This window comes from Brucella sp. IR068 (assembly GCF_049065885.1).
Taxonomy (GTDB): Bacteria; Pseudomonadota; Alphaproteobacteria; order Rhizobiales; family Rhizobiaceae; genus Brucella; species Brucella intermedia.
Genome location: NZ_JBAKHE010000003.1, coordinates 267,126 through 282,740 on the forward strand (window position 1 = coordinate 267,126; position 15,615 = coordinate 282,740).

Below are 15,615 nucleotides of genomic sequence, written 5' to 3' on the forward strand. Positions count from 1 at the left end.
TCCAAGCAAATATAATTCTGGTGGAGGAGCAAGGTCGACGTGACGAACGGAACTGAACGGGATCGGGACAAGAAGCTTCAAGCCGCAACAGATGCCCCGCAACGGAGGCTGTCGGTGGGCATTGTTGCTTTGCCCGGTTTTACGCTGAGTGCACTCAGCCTTTTCCTCGATCCCTTCCGCCTTGCCGCCGATGATCGCGACAAGAGCCGTCAGATACGCTGTGCGTGGAAAATATGCACGCTGTCAGGAGACCCTGTCACCTCCAGCTCGGGCATGGTGATCGAGCCGACCGCTCCCATAGGCGAACTCGACGATTGTGATTATGTGGCAGTCGTCGGCGGGTTGCTTGCGCAATATCGGCCCAGACAGCAGGCGCTGGTCGATCTCATCAAGCGTGCGGACCGGCGCGGCAAGACAGTGGTGGGCCTTTGCACGGCTGCCTTTCTGCTGGCGGAAGCAGACCTTCTGCCGGACCGCAATTGCTGCGTCAGCTGGTTCCATCGCGACGATTTTCTGGAGCTTTTCGACGGATATACAGCCGATACGACGAGCCTGTTCCATCGTAGCGGCAGGCACTTCACCTGTGCGGGCGGGCTTGGCACGGCGTCATTGGCGCTGTCCATCATACAGAACGAGATTTCGGAGGAACTGGCGCGCAAGAGTGCGTCCATCCTTATGATCCCTTATGAGCTTGTGCGTTCCGAACAACCGGCGCTGAGCTTCAACGGCGTGCGGTCGCCGATGATCCGCAAGGCAATCCGCATTTTCGAGGAAACGCTGGAAGACCCGGTGCCAATGATTGATGTGGCGCGCCGATTGGGAATTTCCGTCCGTCAGATGGAACGTGGCTTCAAGCTCGCCCTTGAGCGGACGGCGTTCGAGGTCCGCGAAGAGCTTCGGGTTAAGAAGGCCAAGGAACTCTTGTCGGAGACAAGCCTGTCACTGTTGGAAGTGGCTGTTGCAAGTGGCTTTACCGATACGCGCAGCATGAACCGGTCGTTCTCGCGCCAGAAGCAGAAAGCCCCGCGCGAGTATCGCAAGCAGCGCTGAGCAAGGGCAGAACTTGCGCAGGCTGTACGGAGAGCCTATTTCTTGCGCGAAGAATCTGTCGCTTTAAAGCATGATTCCGAAAAGTGGGAACCGGTTTTCGGAATCATGCTCAAACAAAAGCTTAGAGCGGGATGACGTTTCCACTTAAGAGCATCCGTTCTAACCAATAACCACACAGGAGATTTGCATGTCGGATGGTGTAAACCGTTTTCTTGGCGATACCCCGGCCCGCGTTCTGATCAAGCTGGTGCTGATTTCGCTGGTGGTTGGCGTGGTCATGAGCGCATTTCACTGGACGCCCTATGACATCTTGTATGGCATCCGCGATTTCTTCCTCCGCCTTTGGAATATGGGCTTTTCGGCAATTGCAGGCTTTGTCGATTATCTCATTCTTGGCGCTGCAGTCGTCATTCCTGCCTTTATTTTGCTCCGTATCCTCAGCTACCGGAAATGAAATCAATTCGGTAACTGGGTAGCTCAGACAGGCATGCAGCAAAAACAAGGTTTAACACTCAACCGGCGGGGCTTTCTGATCCTTGCCGGGGGCGCGCTGGCGATGTCGGCAATGCCGTGGAAGGCGGCATGGGCGGCAGGTGACGACGATCCCACCGCGATTTTCAACGCTATTCGAAAGGCAAACGGACTGCCTTTGATGGCGACGGATTCCAAGCTGGAGCAAGCCGCGCTTTACCAGGCCAGGCGGATGGCGGGTTATGGAAAGATCGGCCATAGCGTCGGTTGGGGCAATGGTTTCGTGGCGCGACTGCGGCAGGCAGGTATACGGGGTCCGGCGGCAGAGAATGTCGCATCGGGACAGCGCAGTACACAGGCCGTCTTCGATGCCTGGATGAAATCGGCCGGCCATCGCAAGAACATGCTCGATCCGACCTTCGAGCATTATGGTCTCGCCTGGGCAACACCAGAAAACAAACCAACTTATATATATTGGGCCATGATGCTCGGACTTTGATCCCTCATTCTCCTGACAGTCGGTTGTCAGGAACTGCGACAATGCGGTGGCCGAATTATCTGTAGTTTCGATTGATTCCAGAGTAGATCGTTTTGATCTGAGGGGAATATTCGGGACAAGCATCATGGATCAGTCGCTGCAGCGTGGTGGCGCAACAAGGCCGTTCGAAGTAACACACAGGATGGTGATGTTGATCGCCATTCCTATGACGCTTGCTGCGATCACCACGCCGCTTCTCGGACTTGTCGATATGGGCGTCGTCGGCCAGATGGGACAGGCCGAGTTGATCGGGGGGCTGGCGATTGGCGCGCTGGTCTTCGATTTCCTGCTGTCGATATTCAATTTCCTGCGTTCCGGCACGACCGGACTGGTTGCACAGGCCATGGGTGCGGAAGACGCCGTGGAAGAGCAGGCGATCTTCTGGCGGGCAATCATCATCGCGGTCATTGCCGGCAGCCTGATGATACTGTGCCTGCCGATCATCATCGGCGTCTCGTCCACCTTCATGCATCCGACGTCTGCAACGCAGGAAGCAATGGCGACCTATGTGTCGATCCGCATGTTGTCGGCGCCGGTTGCGCTCATCAACTATTCAATCCTCGGGCTGGTTCTTGGACGTGGACAGGGTATTGTCGGTCTCGGCCTTCAGGTGCTCCTCAACGGCATCAATATCGTGCTCTGCATTATCCTGGGTCTCGAATGGGGCTGGGGCGTTACTGGCGTTGCCTGGGCGACCGTGACCGGCGAGACGGTTGCCGCTCTCGTCGGCATGTTCATCGTGCTGCGGCATTTCCGAAAGGATGCGTCGCTGCGTCCGGACCGGGCGCGGATATTCCAGAAGCAAGGAATCCTGCGCATGTTCGCGGTCAATCGCGACATCATGATCCGCTCCTTCCTGCTTCTCACGGCCTTCGCGTTCTTCACGCGGGCGGGGTCCGATCTTGGCCCGGTCACACTGGCGGCCAATGCCGTCTTGATGAACTTCTTTCTCATCGCCGGTTTCTTCCTGGACGGCATGGCGGCAGCCGCTGAACAGATCGTCGGACGGTCTATTGGCGCGCGCTACAGTCCTGCGTTCGTGCGCGGCGCCAAACTCACTTTCGTCTGGGGGCTGGTCATGGCCAGCCTCATTGCCTTTTTCCTGCTGGTGTTTGGCGATGCGATCATCGGGCTACTGTCCAAGGCGGAAGACGTTCACGCTGAAGCCTTGAAATACCTGCCCTGGGCGGCGCTGACAGGCATGACGGGACTGCTGGCCTTCCATATGGACGGGGTTTACATCGGCGCCACATGGTCGCGCGACATGCGCAACATGATGTTCCTGTCGCTCGGCTTTTTTCTCGCAGTTCTTTATGCGGCAAAGCCCGTGATGGGCAATCACGGGCTTTGGCTGGCTCTCAACCTGTTTCTGTCAATTCGCGGAGTTTTGCTTCTGGCGATCCTGCCGCGACGTTATCGTACAGAATTCATTATGTGACCCGGCTCTCAGGCGGGCAGGTCACGCTTCGCCCAGTCGCTGGTGTCCCGGTCGCGAAGTGCGGCAATGTTGGCGACGCCCTCGCGTTTCACCGCCGCCGACAGGCCACGCACGATTTCGGCGGGCAGGTTCGGTCCGCGATAGATGAGGCCTGTATAAAGCTGGACCAGATCGGCACCGGCCTTGATCTTTGTCAGCGCCGTTTCAGCGCTATCCACGCCGCCGACGCCGATCAATGGCATGTCGGGGCCGACGCGCTCGCGCATCTTGGCAAGGACGATGGTGGAGCGCTCGAAAAGCGGTACGCCGGAAAGCCCGCCTGTTTCATCGCGGTTGTCCGCGCTTTTCAATCCGGTGCGTGAAAGCGTCGTGTTGGATATGATGATGCCATCGAGCTTCTGTTCGGTTGCCTCGGCAGCGATGTCGTCCAGTTCCTCATCGGCCAGATCGGGGGCGATTTTCAGAAAAACCGGACGCTTCAGCGTGCACATCTTGCCTTCTTCGTTGCGCGCTTCCAGCACGCGGCTCAACAGTTCACGCAGACTGTCGCGGGCCTGAAGGTTGCGCAGTCCCGGCGTGTTGGGCGAAGAAATATTGACGGTGAAGTAGCGCGCCAGCTGATAGAAGCGACGGATACCGGCAACATAATCGGCAATGCGGTCTTCGGCATCCTTGTTGGCGCCGATATTGACGCCCACGATACCGCTCTTGCCGGCGCGTTGCGACAGGCGCTTAAACGCAGCATCATGGCCTTCATTGTTGAAGCCCAGCCGATTGATAACGGCCCTGTCATCCACGAGCCGAAAAATGCGCGGACGCGGGTTGCCGCTTTGCGGGCGGGGTGTGATGGTGCCGATTTCCGTGAAGCCGAAACCGAGCTTCAACAGGGCGTCCGGCACTTCGGCATTCTTGTCGTAGCCCGCTGCCATGCCGAGCGGATTTGGAAACTGCAATCCCGCAACCTTGACGGAAAGCGCCGGATCGTTCGGCGCACCGCAGGTCACGAGACCTGTCTTCAAGCCAGCGATGGAAAGACCATGCGCCTGTTCTGCATCGAAGGCGAAAAGGGCGCGTCGCCCGAGAGTTTCAAAAAGCCCGCTCATTAACTTTCCAGCTCCGGAAAAATGTGAAGACCAACGTCGCCCAACGGCAGGGGTTCAACCTTCAAAACGGCTGCAAGCGGCAGTGTGCCGTAGAGATGAGGAAAAAGGGCCCCGCCGCGTGAAACTTCAAACTTCAAGGCCGCGCCGAGCGCAGAAGCATTCACACTGATCAGAAGCAGATCCCGCTGGCCCGCAAAATGTTTAGCTGCCGTTTCCCGCACCTGTGTTCCAGTAGAGAAATGGATATAGCCGTCCGCAATATCAACTGGAGCCCCGGTAAAATTACCAGCCTGTTCTGCCTGCGCCCAAAGCCCGCGCGGAGCGATCTTATAGATGATCTCATTGGTCATGGGTGCTCTCTAGACCGAATTTCTTCGGAAATCAAAGTCCCGCATGTTCGATTTTCGTCGTAAACGTCCCATATGATGGGGACACCTTAAAGAGAAGCTGAAGGGAATAGCCTTATGTTGAACAGAAAGACATTGATGGTCCGCAATCTGGCTGCTGTTGCTGTTCTTGGTTCAGCGCTTGCCCCGGCCAATGCGCTGGCGCAGGAAAATGGGCGTTATCGGCTGGAAGGGACGGAAAACGGCTATGTCCGTCTGGACACCCGAACCGGCGCGATCTCGACCTGCGTGGAGCAGCAGGGACAACTCGTGTGCAAGATGGCGAGCGAAGATCGCGAGGCTTATGAGAACGACATTGCCAGCCTGCAGGATCGCGTGAAGAAGCTTGAGGACAAGGTCTCCGCTCTTGAAGGGAAAGGCGGAAGTACTGCTTCGGGCTTGCCGACGGAGCAGGAGTTTGAGCAATCCATGAGCTATATGGAACGGTTCATGCGGCGCTTTATGGATATAGCGAAAAGTTTCGACAGCGAGCCGGAAAAGCCGGACAACGGAACCCTTCCGGGCGGGCGGACCTGACAGCAAGGAAAAAGGCGCCGCACGGCGCCTTTTCATTGAGCATTTCCAGCAAATGTGGGTGCGTTTCGCCCTATTGCGCGAAACGCTTTGTCGCCTCTATCAATTCGTGGGTGATACCGGGTTCCGTAACGGCGTGTCCGGCGTCCTCGACGATTTTGAGATCGGCTTCAGGCCACATCTTCTTCAACTGCCAGGCATTGATGAACGGTGTGCAGACATCATAGCGGCCATGCACGATCACACCGGGAATATGCCGGATGCGGTCGACGTTCCTCAGAAGCTGGTCGTCGGAATCGAGGAAGCCACGGTTCTGGAAATAGTGGCATTCGATACGCGCAAAAGCGATGGCGTACTGGTCTTCACCGAAGGCATCGACACGTGCCGGATCGGGCAGAAGCGAAATGATCGAGCCTTCCCAGCGCGCCCAGCGTCGGGCCGCTTCAAGCTGCACCTGCGGGTTGCGATCGGTGAGGCGCTTGTAATAGGCAGCGATCATATCGCCGCGCTCTGCTTCCGGTATATGCTCCTGATAGGCCTCGAAGTGATCCGGGAAGAGAATGCTTGCGCCGTTGGAATAGGTCCAGTCGACTTCGAAACGGCGAACCATGAAGATACCGCGCAGGATAAGTTCTGCAACGCGATCCGGATGGGATTGCGCATAGGCAAGGCCGAGCGTCGCTCCCCACGAGCCGCCGAACACCTGCCACTTGTCGATGCCGAGATGCGCGCGAATATGCTCCATGTCCGCGACAAGGTCCCAGGTCGTGTTTTCGCGCAGTTCCGCATGCGGGGTGGAGCGGCCACATCCGCGCTGGTCGAACAGGATTATGCGATAGCGCTCCGGGTCATGCAGGCGACGCATCGTCGGCGTGATTCCACCGCCGGGGCCGCCATGGATCATGATGACCGGCTTGCCGTCCGGGTTACCGCATTGCTCGACGTGGATTCGATGCAGCGAAGAGACCTGCAGCATCTCTTCCTTGAACGGTTGGATTTCGGGATAAAGCGTATTGCGCGTCATGAAATGCCTTTTGGTCCCCCCATTTCGCTGGTCGGGCCGCTCTTATGTTACTTTCAGCGCATAACCTAACATACAATGCGGCCAGATGGCGGCAATGAGTAATACGAAAAGGGATTAGCAACGTGAATTTTGGTTGCCCGAGCCAAAAAACGGCATAAAACGGAGTGATTGGCTGATTGGCCTGCACCGCGAGGGGAGGAGACCTGAAACAATGGCGCGCGAGGCACATGCATTTTATCATCGCTGACGATCATCCGCTTTTCCGGGGGGCATTGAGACAGGTCCTTTCCGGACAGTCGCAAAGCGTGGAAATCATCGAAGTTGGCGATTTCGACGCCGTAAAGAAACTGGTCGGCGAGCGAGAGGATATCGACCTTCTGCTGTTGGATCTGACGATGCCGGGCGGTACTGGGCTTTCCGGTCTGGTGACGTTGAAGGCCTTGCAGCCCGCACTTCCAATCATCATCGTTTCGGCAACCGACGATGCGGCGACGATCCGTCATGCGGTCGAGCTCGGTGCTTCGGGGTTCATATCGAAATCCGCCAGCATGGAAACCATTGGCGAGGCCGTGAGCACTGTTCTGGCTGGCGATATCTGGACACCCGCCGACATTGAACTGGATCATGCGCACGACCCGGAAATCGAGGCGCTCATCGCGCGATTGCGCACATTGACGCCGCAGCAGACGCGCGTGCTGACCATGTTGGCGGAGGGGCTGTTGAACAAGCAGATCGCCTATGAGCTTGGCGTGTCGGAAGCCACGGTCAAGGCGCACGTTTCGGCAGTGCTGCAGAAACTCGGGGTCGACAGCCGCACACAGGCGGTCATCCTCCTGTCGCGCATCGGCAATGATGCGCTGAACACGGATTAGAGCACGTCTCCCGAAACTGGGAGACAATTGGATAGAGCATTTGCGAGGCTCAATTTAAACAGGAAATGTTCCGGACAGCCCGTTACTGAGCGGCATTCTGCGCCGATGCATTGTCCTGCCTCGCATGATGAAAATGCGATAGCAGCGAACGGAGCGCCGCGGGACGAAGCGGCTTGTGCAAAACAGTGACGTTTTCATCCTCAGCGCGTTGGCGCACTTCCTTGGAGCGATCGGCTGTCAGGAGGATGGCCGGTATTTCGGTCTGGAATGTTTCGCGGGCAAAACCGATCATATCGAGGCCGTTTTCGTTCAGCAGATGATAATCCGCGACGATCACGTCCGGCGGGCGGGAGTGGTCGGTGCAGTATGATTTCAGCGCAGTTCCGCTGCGCAGTGTCGTAACCTGGCACCCCCATCCGCGAAGCAGCGTTTCCATTCCCGACAGAATGCTGGCGTCATTGTCGATGCAGAGAACATCGAGCCCCGTCAGTTCCAGCGCCCGTTGCAGCCCGCGGCGGTTCTTCACTTCGTCAGCGGGCACCTTTTCCTGCGAGACAGGAATGCGCAGGGTGAACATCGTCCCCTTCCCGGGCGTCGAAGCCAGTGCGAGCGGCAGCGACAAGAGCCTGGCGATGCGGTCAACGATGGAAAGGCCAAGGCCAAGGCCTTCCGCTTCCCGCATTCCCTCATCGAGCCGGGTGAACTCGCGGAAGACGAGTTTCAGCTTTTGCGGAGGAATGCCGATTCCGGTATCGAGCACCTGCAACTCCACAAAGGAACCACGGCGGCGGACGCCGAGCAAGATACCGCCCCTGCGGCTATATTTGATCGAATTGGAGACGAGGTTCTGGATCAGGCGCCGCAGCATGTTGCGATCCGTCTTGACCACGATGCTTGACGGGACAACGCGCAGTTTCAGCCCCTTGGCGGCTGCAAGCGGTGTGAAGTCGGTTGCAATCTGGCTCATCAGTTTGTCGAGACGAAATACCGAGAGTTCGGGTTTGAGCGATCCGGTGTCCAGCCGTGAAATATCCAGCACCATGCCGAGAATCGCTTCCACGGCTTCCAGTGAGGAGTCGATATTGCGTGCGAATTCGCTGGTTTCGGAACGCCCCAGTCTTTCGGTAAGCGCGGTACTGTACAGTCTTGCCGCGTTAAGCGGTTGCAGAATGTCGTGCCCGGCAGCCGCAAGAAATCGTGTCTTCCCCTGATTGGCTTCTTCCGCCGCGGCTTGCGCCTTGGCAAGCTGCTGGTTGACGCGGGTCAGTTCCGCCGTGCGATCCGCCACGCGCTGCTCCAGCATCTCAGCCGCCTTCTGGCGCGTGACATCCGCTTCGACCGCCGCCGTGATATCGGTATATGTCGCGACGATGCCTCCATCCGGCATGGGATTGGACTGGATTTCCAGCACCTTGCCGGTGGATTTCATATTGATGCGCCATGGACGGCGCACAGCCGCGAGCGAGCGTATGGCGCTGTTCTGGCCGGTGAAAGATATGTCGCCGCGACGATGCAACTGTTCCACGATTTCGGAAACGGGTATCCCGACCTGCATCACCTCATCGGGAAGATCGAAAAGCTTGCGGAACTGGCGGTTCCAGCAGGTAAGCCTCAAGTCCTTGTCGAAAACCGTGATGCCCTGTTCCATCTGGTCCAGTGCGGTTTGCAGCAGGTCGCGGTTTTGCTGCAAGGCCGTTGAAGCATCGTCCAGGAGTTGTCGCGCATCGCGCCCCGACGCATCGCCCTTTTGCAACAGCAGTGACAGGACAAGACGCGCCGATGCAGAGCCGACTGCCGTACCAAGCAGTTGCTCCGCATGGCGGATCAAAGGCGTATCGACGGTCATGCCGGGATCAAGTCGCCGCTGTTCCCTTCCTTCAAAACGAAGAAAAGCGCGCTCCACGCGTTCGGCGCCGAGATAGCGCGCCATGGTTGCCTTCAGTTCGGCGACGGTGACAGTCGTGCGAAAGCGCTTCAGGGTCGGTGTGCCGATCACATAACGCGGCAGAAAGATGCTGGCCTGAATGCGTTCCAGCGGCGTCGAGGCGCGCGAAAGGGATCCCAGAACGTAGAACAGCGTATTGGCCGCAAGGCTCCACATCACGCCGTTGGTCAGGGGAAGAGCATTGGTTCCAAAAAGCGCCTCCGGGCGCAACGCGGTAAAGCCGAGAAAACCATCGCGTAAAATGGCGGCATTTTCCGGCGCCATGGTGGGCAGCAGCAAAGTGTAGGCCCAGACCAGAAAGCCGGTCGAAAGACCCAGCATCGCACCGCGTCCGTTGGCATTGCGCCAGAACAGCCCGCCAATGAAGGCAGGCACGAATTGGGCAATCGCAGCAAAGGAAACGAAGCCGATTGAAGCCAGGTGGATATTGTTGGAGGTGAAGCGATAATAGGCAAACGCCAGCGCCAGAATGCCAATAATGGTGAGGCGGCGGGTGTTCAGAATGATTTTGGTCAGGTCGCGCTGTTCTGCTGCCTGTTGCTTGGCCAGCCGCCGTATGAAAAGCGGCAGCACCAGATGATTGGAAATCATGATCGAAAGCGCGACGCAGGCGACGATGACCATCGCGGTTGCCGCAGACAACCCGCCGAGAAAGGCCACGAGGGCAAGCCAGTGAGCACCAGCAGCCAGCGGCAGGGCCAGAACATACAGGTCTCCGCTGACATTCCCTCCGAGTGTCATCACACCGATCAGCGCGATGGGAAACACGAAGATGTTGATGAGCACCAGATAAACCGGGAAGAGCCACGAGGCGGTTCGCAGTTCCTTTTCACTCCGGCTTTCCACCACGGTTACGTGGAATTGGCGCGGCAGCATGATGATGGCTGCCGCGCTGAGTGCGCTTTGCACGATCCATGTGCCGATGGACGTCTGATAGTGAAACGCTTCCAGCGCCTCCGGCGACTGGGATATCTGATTGATCAGTTGCGACGGAGCGCCGAACAGGAAGAAAGTGCAGGCAAAACCGACGGTCAGGAAGGCGCACAGCTTGATGACCGATTCCAGGGCCACCGCCAGAATGAGGCCGTTCTGGTGCTCGGTGGCGTCGGTATGGCGCGTGCCGAAGAGAATCGCAAAGACAGCAAGCACGGCGGCGACGGGCAGGGAAATATCGCCGAATATGAATACTGACGGATCGACGGCCGATCCGTAATGTTCCATGACGAGGCCGACACTCCCGGAAACGGCTTTGAGCTGGAGCGCGATGTAGGGAATCGAGCCGACGGCTGCGATGCAGGTCGCAAGTGACGCGACACCAAAGCTTTTGCCGTAGCGGGCAGCGAGAAAATCGGCGATCGATGTGATGTGTTCGGATTTCGCCAGTCGAACGATATGCCGCAGCAAACGGTTGCCGAGCGTGAAGACGAGAATCGGGCCGATATAGATGCCGAGAAATTCAAGGCCGCGCTGCGCCGACAAGCCGACAGAACCGAAAAACGTCCAGGATGTGCAGTAGACGGCCAGGCTGAGCGCGTAGATATAAGGGCGCGGGGCGCTGTTCCAGCGCGACGTGCGCCGGTCGCCGATGCTGGCTACCGCAAAGAGCAGCAGCAGATACAAAAAGGCGGCGCCAATAATACCCCAGCCCTGCATAGCCGGTTTGTTCCCTCACTCCTCGATCACGAATGACGCAAGCACTTTCAGTGCGCTCGCGCAAGATTATTGATCGAAAACGGTGCGTTTCTGCCGCTTTATCTTTTCTTTGGTAATTTTCGTCTACAAACTGACAGTGTGATCCTGAAAGTGCAGGGCCCTTTTCAGGACTGCGTTTGAAATGACAAAGCGCTTTCGGTTCCACTTGTGGAAGACGGCTTTGCCATCCACTGCCAGTTTTTCTGGTGCCCAGGTTGATTTGACGAACGCCACCGCGGCAGGACGGCCCAAGCGGTCCGCGTTCGTGAGGGAGACAGCAATGCTCAAGGAATTCAAGGAATTCGCCCTGAAGGGCAATATGGTCGATCTGGCCATCGGTGTTATCATCGGCGGGGCGTTCGGCGGCCTCGTCAACTCCATCGTCAATGACATCATCATGCCGATCATCGGTCTTATCACCGGCGGTATCGACTTTTCGAACATGTTCATACAGCTGGCAGGTGAACCCAAGACCACGCTGGCAGCTGCCCGTGACGCCGGTGCGACCATCGCCTACGGCAACTTCATCACTCTTCTCATCAATTTCCTTATCATCGCGTGGGTATTGTTCCTGGTGGTGAAAGCGATGAACCGCATGAAGAAGAAGGAAGAAGCAAAGCCGGAACCGGAAGCACCCCGCGAAGAGGTTCTGCTGACCGAAATCCGCGATCTTCTGGCAAAGCAGAAAGCCTGATTGACCAGGAACTGATGGATGAAACGGGGCCTTTTGGCCCCGTTTCCTTTGATCCATAAATGCGTTTGATCAGACCATCACAAAAAGCCGCGTGATTTCGCTACCGGGCCTTGATAAGCACGAAGTCAAAATCCAGATCCAACGCGGGGAAATCATGACGCTCATCGCCAATCTTCGTCGGGAAGCAGCCCAGTCACCGGAAAGCGGGATTGTGGCGGTCGCCAATCATGGGCGCGGACGCGAAGGACTTATTCCGCTGTGGGTAGGCGAGGGCGATCTTTCTACACCGGATTTCATTCGCGCCGCGGCCCAGAAAGGCATTTCTGACGGAGAGACCTTCTATACCTGGCAGGCAGGCATACCGGAGTTGCGGGAAGCGCTGGCTCGCTATCATGCGCGGCATTTTCCACTGGCTCTAAAGCCGGAGAATTTCTATGTCACCGGTTCGGGCATGCATGCCATCGAAATGGCGCTGACAGCAACCGTTGGAGCAGGTGAAGAAGCGATCTATCTCTCTCCGGCCTGGCCCAATTTTGTCGGTGCGGCTGGTCTGGCTGGCGTCACGCCGGTCCCGGTCGAACTGGAATTCGGGGACAACGGCTGGATGCTTGATCCGGAGAAGATTGCAGCCGCCATCACGCCCCGCACAAAGGCCCTATTCGTCAATACCCCATCCAATCCTACCGGCTGGACGGCGGATCGGGAAACTTTGCAATTCATTCTTGATCTGGCGCGCAAACAGGGCCTCTGGATCATCGCCGACGAGATTTATACCCACTTCTATTATGGCGGCGGTCGTGCTCCCTCCTTCATGGATATTATGGAGCCGGATGACCGCATCATCTTTGTCAATTCCTTCTCCAAAAACTGGGCGATGACGGGCTGGCGTATTGGTTGGATGACTGTGCACCCGTCGCTGGGACCGGTTATTGAAAACCTGATCCAGTACTCGAATTCGGGCGTTGCGCAATTCATGCAGCGTGGCGCCGTTACGGCTCTCGATGAGGGCGACGCCTTCATTTCGATGCAGGTCGAGCGCGCCCGTTCCACGCGCGATAGCCTGTGCGCCGCGCTATTGGCGACGGGCAAGGTTCGCCTCACTCCTCCACAGGGTGCATTTTATCTGTTCTTCGGCGTGGATGGCGTCGAGGATTCGGTCAAGGCAGCTATCGACATGGTGGACAATGCCAATGTTGGCCTAGCGCCAGGCAGCGCATTTGGCCTTGGTGGCGAAGGGTTCTTCCGCCTTTGCTTCTGCCGCGACCCAGAACAGGTGGAAGAGGCCGCAAGGCGGCTTGTGCACTGGATCGAAAAGCGTTGAACTCATCGCTTCCCGGTTGGAGTGCGGGGGCTGCGGCTTGCCGCCACCTTCATCAGACGCTGGAAGGTCGGGCACTCCATATGGCTTTTAGCGGGACACGTCGCTGCGTGGCGCAGCCCGTCTCGAAGTGCCGCAAGATGGGCGATTGTACGGTCGAGATCATCCGCCTTCGCAGACAGGGTTTCGCGACTGATCGAAACCTGGCCGTCGGGGCCGAACATGCCCGCAATGTCATCGAGCGAAAAGCCAGCCGCCTGTCCGAGGGCGATCAGGGATAGCTTGGTCACAACGCCGGGATCAAAAACCCGGCGCAAGCCCCGTCGGCTGTGCGAGGCGATCAGCCCCCTTTCTTCATAGTATCGCAGGGTTGATGCGGGAATGCCTGTCACTTTCGCAACTTCCGCAATGTCCATATCTTTCATATTGACCTCAAGTCGGCTTTAACTTGTATGGTCCGCCTTTTCAATGATCCACGCAAGTGGAAAGGAAAGGTAAATGCTTGTTTTGCATATCGTTTTCATCGGAGTGGGAGCGACACTCATAACGGATATCTGGACGATGGCGAGAGCGCGGGTGTTCGGCGTTGCGAGCCTGGATTATGGGCTGGTGGGACGCTGGTTCGGTCATATGCTGGAAGGGCGCTTCGTGCACGAGCGGATCACCGCCAGCCCCCCGGTTCGAGGAGAGAAGCTTCTTGGCTGGGGCGTTCATTACGCCATCGGCGTGCTGTTTGCGGCTGGTCTGGTTGCTGCTGGCGGGCTTGAGTGGATGGCATCGCCGAAGCTCCTGCCAGCGCTTGCCTTCGGATTGTTGACCGTTGCTGCTCCATTCCTTGTCATGCAGCCAGGCATGGGGGCGGGGATCGCCGCACGAAAGACGCCGAAGCCCTGGGCCGCCCGGGGATGGAGTATAGTGACGCATCTATGGTTCGGAGCGGGGCTCTATCTTGCGGCTCTCGCGGCCACGCTCATCTTCTGAGACAGCAAAAAGGCCGGTTGAACCGGCCTTTTGTTCCAATGATCCTGCTTGTCAGCCGCCGGCCTTGGAGACCATCAGCGGAATGATCCGCTCCGAACTGGCGGGCTGCGAGACAGTGGGTTCGGCATAGGGGATGCCGAGCGTGTTCCACACTTCCAGAAGTGCCTCCTTGAGGCCGTCGATCAAGGCGTCATCATGCAGGGGCGACGGCGTGATGCGCAATCTTTCGGTGCCGCGCGGAACGGTCGGATAGTTGATCGGCTGGATATAGATGCCGTGCACTTCAAGCAGGCGGTCGCTGGCCTTTTTGCAAAGCTCGGGATCGCCGACCAGAATGGGCACGATGTGGGTTTCCGACGACATGACGGGCAAACCGGCAGCCGAAAGTACATCCTTGGCGCGCCGCGCCTGACGCTGCTGACCGTCGCGCTCCACCTGCGAGGTCTTCAGGTGCCGGATCGCAGCCGTCGCGGCTGCAGCGACTGCCGGGGGCAGGGAAGTGGTGAAGATGAAGCCCGGTGCGTAGGAGCGCACCGCATCGACAATCGCACGCGAGCCGGTAATGTAACCGCCGAGCGCGCCGAAAGCCTTGGCAAGCGTGCCCTCGATAATATCGATGCGATGTGCAAGGCCATCGCGTTCGGTAATGCCGCCGCCGCGTGCGCCATACATGCCGACCGCATGAACTTCATCGATATAGGTCATGGCATTATATTTATCGGCCAGATCGGCGATCTTCTCGATCGGCGCGATATCGCCGTCCATGGAATAGACGGACTCGAACACGATCAACTTTGCGCGCGCAGGATCGGCAGCCTTCAACAGTTGTTCCAGATGCTCGACGTCATTGTGACGGAAAATCTTCTTCTCCGCACCCGAGCGGCGCACGCCCTCAATCATCGAAGCATGGTTCAACTCGTCAGACAGGATCAGGCAGTTCGGCAGCAATCGGGCAATCGTGGAAATCGAGGCTTCGTTGGAGACAAAGCCCGATGTGAAAACGAGTCCGGCTTCCTTGCCGTGCAAATCAGCGAGTTCGTTTTCCAGTTCGACGAGCGGGTGATTATTGCCGGAAATATTGCGCGTTCCGCCGGAACCTGAGCCAGCATTCCCGGCCGTGTCGCACATAGCCTTGATGACATCGGCATGGTGGCCCATGCCAAGATAGTCATTCGAACACCAGACGGTGATTTCGCGGGCAGTGCCATTGTTGCGCCAGATAGCTCGGGGGAAACGTCCGACAATACGTTCAAGATCTGCAAAAACGCGGTAACGCTTCTCGGCGTGCAACTGGTCGATCGCTTCTTCGAAAAAACGGCGATAGTCCATAATGCGCTCCTTAGTCTGTGCCCTAACTAGCGCTTTTGGCACTTGCCGTCCATGGCGCATTGATGGGCAATTTGCCACGTTTGAATGAAGCAGCATTGATTGAAATCAAGCAAGTAGGCTCGATACTGGCAATAATGACAACCATTGTTCATCACGAACCATATCGGAATATCGCGCAGAGTGATTGGTTTCGACGCAGGGTTGCTTGAATAAGTAGCCAAAAATCGCCAGCTGTTTCCA

The 15,615-nt window shown here is 57.6% G+C and carries 15 protein-coding genes; 9 read left to right on the top strand and 6 right to left on the bottom strand.

What is annotated here, in order from left to right:
- Positions 1-39: 39 nt before the first annotated feature.
- The 4 genes from ACOWVS_RS06995 to ACOWVS_RS07010 all read left to right on the top strand — a co-directional run bounded on the left by ACOWVS_RS06995 (position 40) and on the right by ACOWVS_RS07010 (position 3,497).
- The gene (locus ACOWVS_RS06995) at positions 40-1,050 is read left to right on the top strand and encodes a GlxA family transcriptional regulator (RefSeq protein ID WP_006466051.1); all 1,011 of its coding nucleotides are present in this window, start codon (positions 40-42) and stop codon (positions 1,048-1,050) included.
- A gap of 187 nt (positions 1,051-1,237) precedes the next feature.
- On the top strand, positions 1,238-1,504 hold the full coding sequence (locus ACOWVS_RS07000; protein WP_006466052.1) for a DUF6460 domain-containing protein: 267 nt from the start codon (positions 1,238-1,240) through the stop codon (positions 1,502-1,504).
- Between the two features lie 33 nt (positions 1,505-1,537).
- Positions 1,538-2,020, top strand: coding sequence for a CAP domain-containing protein (locus ACOWVS_RS07005; protein ID WP_021586253.1), 483 nt, complete (start codon positions 1,538-1,540; stop codon positions 2,018-2,020).
- Between the two features lie 124 nt (positions 2,021-2,144).
- Positions 2,145-3,497: an MATE family efflux transporter gene (locus ACOWVS_RS07010; RefSeq protein WP_021586252.1), complete on the top strand. Its 1,353-nt coding sequence runs from the start codon at positions 2,145-2,147 to the stop codon at positions 3,495-3,497.
- An 8-nt stretch (positions 3,498-3,505) separates the two neighbouring features.
- On the opposite strand, the gene ACOWVS_RS07015 is transcribed toward ACOWVS_RS07010, so the two are convergent.
- Positions 3,506-4,600, bottom strand: a complete 1,095-nt coding sequence (locus ACOWVS_RS07015) for a quinone-dependent dihydroorotate dehydrogenase (RefSeq protein ID WP_021586251.1) — start codon at positions 4,598-4,600, stop codon at positions 3,506-3,508.
- Positions 4,600-4,950 (bottom strand): DUF952 domain-containing protein, encoded by a 351-nt coding sequence (locus tag ACOWVS_RS07020; RefSeq protein WP_021586250.1) that lies wholly within the window; start codon positions 4,948-4,950, stop codon positions 4,600-4,602. The genes ACOWVS_RS07015 and ACOWVS_RS07020 overlap by 1 nt, the downstream gene beginning before the upstream one ends.
- A gap of 114 nt (positions 4,951-5,064) precedes the next feature.
- Here ACOWVS_RS07020 and ACOWVS_RS07025 point away from each other — a divergent pair, with 114 nt between their 5' ends.
- Positions 5,065-5,523 carry a hypothetical protein gene (locus tag ACOWVS_RS07025; protein WP_021586249.1) on the top strand — a complete coding sequence of 153 codons (459 nt, stop codon included), beginning with the start codon at positions 5,065-5,067 and terminating at the stop codon, positions 5,521-5,523.
- 70 nt (positions 5,524-5,593) lie between these two features.
- Here the strand turns inward: ACOWVS_RS07025 and pip are convergent, their stop codons facing one another.
- Positions 5,594-6,544: a prolyl aminopeptidase gene (pip, locus tag ACOWVS_RS07030; RefSeq protein WP_021586248.1), complete on the bottom strand. Its 951-nt coding sequence runs from the start codon at positions 6,542-6,544 to the stop codon at positions 5,594-5,596.
- 227 nt (positions 6,545-6,771) lie between these two features.
- Between pip and ACOWVS_RS07035 the strand changes: the two genes are divergently transcribed.
- The gene (locus ACOWVS_RS07035; RefSeq protein ID WP_021586247.1) at positions 6,772-7,416 is read left to right on the top strand and encodes a response regulator transcription factor; all 645 of its coding nucleotides are present in this window, start codon (positions 6,772-6,774) and stop codon (positions 7,414-7,416) included.
- A gap of 82 nt (positions 7,417-7,498) precedes the next feature.
- On the opposite strand, the gene ACOWVS_RS07040 is transcribed toward ACOWVS_RS07035, so the two are convergent.
- Positions 7,499-11,014, bottom strand: a complete 3,516-nt coding sequence (locus tag ACOWVS_RS07040) for a PAS domain-containing hybrid sensor histidine kinase/response regulator (protein WP_021586246.1) — start codon at positions 11,012-11,014, stop codon at positions 7,499-7,501.
- A gap of 319 nt (positions 11,015-11,333) precedes the next feature.
- Between ACOWVS_RS07040 and mscL the strand changes: the two genes are divergently transcribed.
- Positions 11,334-11,747, top strand: coding sequence for a large conductance mechanosensitive channel protein MscL (mscL, locus tag ACOWVS_RS07045; RefSeq protein WP_006471056.1), 414 nt, complete (start codon positions 11,334-11,336; stop codon positions 11,745-11,747).
- Between the two features lie 154 nt (positions 11,748-11,901).
- On the top strand, positions 11,902-13,068 hold the full coding sequence (locus ACOWVS_RS07050) for a pyridoxal phosphate-dependent aminotransferase (RefSeq protein ID WP_021586244.1): 1,167 nt from the start codon (positions 11,902-11,904) through the stop codon (positions 13,066-13,068).
- Positions 13,069-13,070: 2 nt separating this feature from the next.
- On the opposite strand, the gene ACOWVS_RS07055 is transcribed toward ACOWVS_RS07050, so the two are convergent.
- The gene (locus tag ACOWVS_RS07055) at positions 13,071-13,490 is read right to left on the bottom strand and encodes a helix-turn-helix domain-containing protein (RefSeq protein ID WP_021586243.1); all 420 of its coding nucleotides are present in this window, start codon (positions 13,488-13,490) and stop codon (positions 13,071-13,073) included.
- A 73-nt stretch (positions 13,491-13,563) separates the two neighbouring features.
- Between ACOWVS_RS07055 and ACOWVS_RS07060 the strand changes: the two genes are divergently transcribed.
- Positions 13,564-14,046, top strand: a complete 483-nt coding sequence (locus ACOWVS_RS07060) for a DUF2938 domain-containing protein (RefSeq protein ID WP_021586242.1) — start codon at positions 13,564-13,566, stop codon at positions 14,044-14,046.
- Positions 14,047-14,097: 51 nt separating this feature from the next.
- Here ACOWVS_RS07060 and hemA read toward each other — a convergent pair whose 3' ends face one another.
- Positions 14,098-15,375, bottom strand: coding sequence for a 5-aminolevulinate synthase (gene hemA / locus ACOWVS_RS07065; protein WP_021586241.1), 1,278 nt, complete (start codon positions 15,373-15,375; stop codon positions 14,098-14,100).
- Between the last annotated feature and the right edge of the window lie 240 nt (positions 15,376-15,615).

Excerpts from the sequence above, each read along its gene's own strand:
- ACOWVS_RS07040 (WP_021586246.1), bottom strand. The coding sequence starts at position 11,014 with ATGCAGGGCTGGGGTATTATTGGCGCCGCCTTTTTGTATCTGCTGCTG.
- ACOWVS_RS07015 (WP_021586251.1), bottom strand. The coding sequence starts at position 4,600 with ATGAGCGGGCTTTTTGAAACTCTCGGGCGACGCGCCCTTTTCGCCTTC.
- ACOWVS_RS07010 (WP_021586252.1), top strand. The coding sequence starts at position 2,145 with ATGGATCAGTCGCTGCAGCGTGGTGGCGCAACAAGGCCGTTCGAAGTA.
- ACOWVS_RS07035 (WP_021586247.1), top strand. The coding sequence starts at position 6,772 with ATGCATTTTATCATCGCTGACGATCATCCGCTTTTCCGGGGGGCATTG.
- ACOWVS_RS07020 (WP_021586250.1), bottom strand. The coding sequence starts at position 4,950 with ATGACCAATGAGATCATCTATAAGATCGCTCCGCGCGGGCTTTGGGCG.
- pip (WP_021586248.1), bottom strand. The coding sequence starts at position 6,544 with ATGACGCGCAATACGCTTTATCCCGAAATCCAACCGTTCAAGGAAGAG.
- ACOWVS_RS07005 (WP_021586253.1), top strand. The coding sequence starts at position 1,538 with ATGCAGCAAAAACAAGGTTTAACACTCAACCGGCGGGGCTTTCTGATC.
- ACOWVS_RS07050 (WP_021586244.1), top strand. The coding sequence starts at position 11,902 with ATGACGCTCATCGCCAATCTTCGTCGGGAAGCAGCCCAGTCACCGGAA.
- ACOWVS_RS07025 (WP_021586249.1), top strand. The coding sequence starts at position 5,065 with ATGTTGAACAGAAAGACATTGATGGTCCGCAATCTGGCTGCTGTTGCT.
- ACOWVS_RS07060 (WP_021586242.1), top strand. The coding sequence starts at position 13,564 with ATGCTTGTTTTGCATATCGTTTTCATCGGAGTGGGAGCGACACTCATA.
- hemA (WP_021586241.1), bottom strand. The coding sequence starts at position 15,375 with ATGGACTATCGCCGTTTTTTCGAAGAAGCGATCGACCAGTTGCACGCC.
- ACOWVS_RS07000 (WP_006466052.1), top strand. The coding sequence starts at position 1,238 with ATGTCGGATGGTGTAAACCGTTTTCTTGGCGATACCCCGGCCCGCGTT.
- ACOWVS_RS07055 (WP_021586243.1), bottom strand. The coding sequence starts at position 13,490 with ATGAAAGATATGGACATTGCGGAAGTTGCGAAAGTGACAGGCATTCCC.
- mscL (WP_006471056.1), top strand. The coding sequence starts at position 11,334 with ATGCTCAAGGAATTCAAGGAATTCGCCCTGAAGGGCAATATGGTCGAT.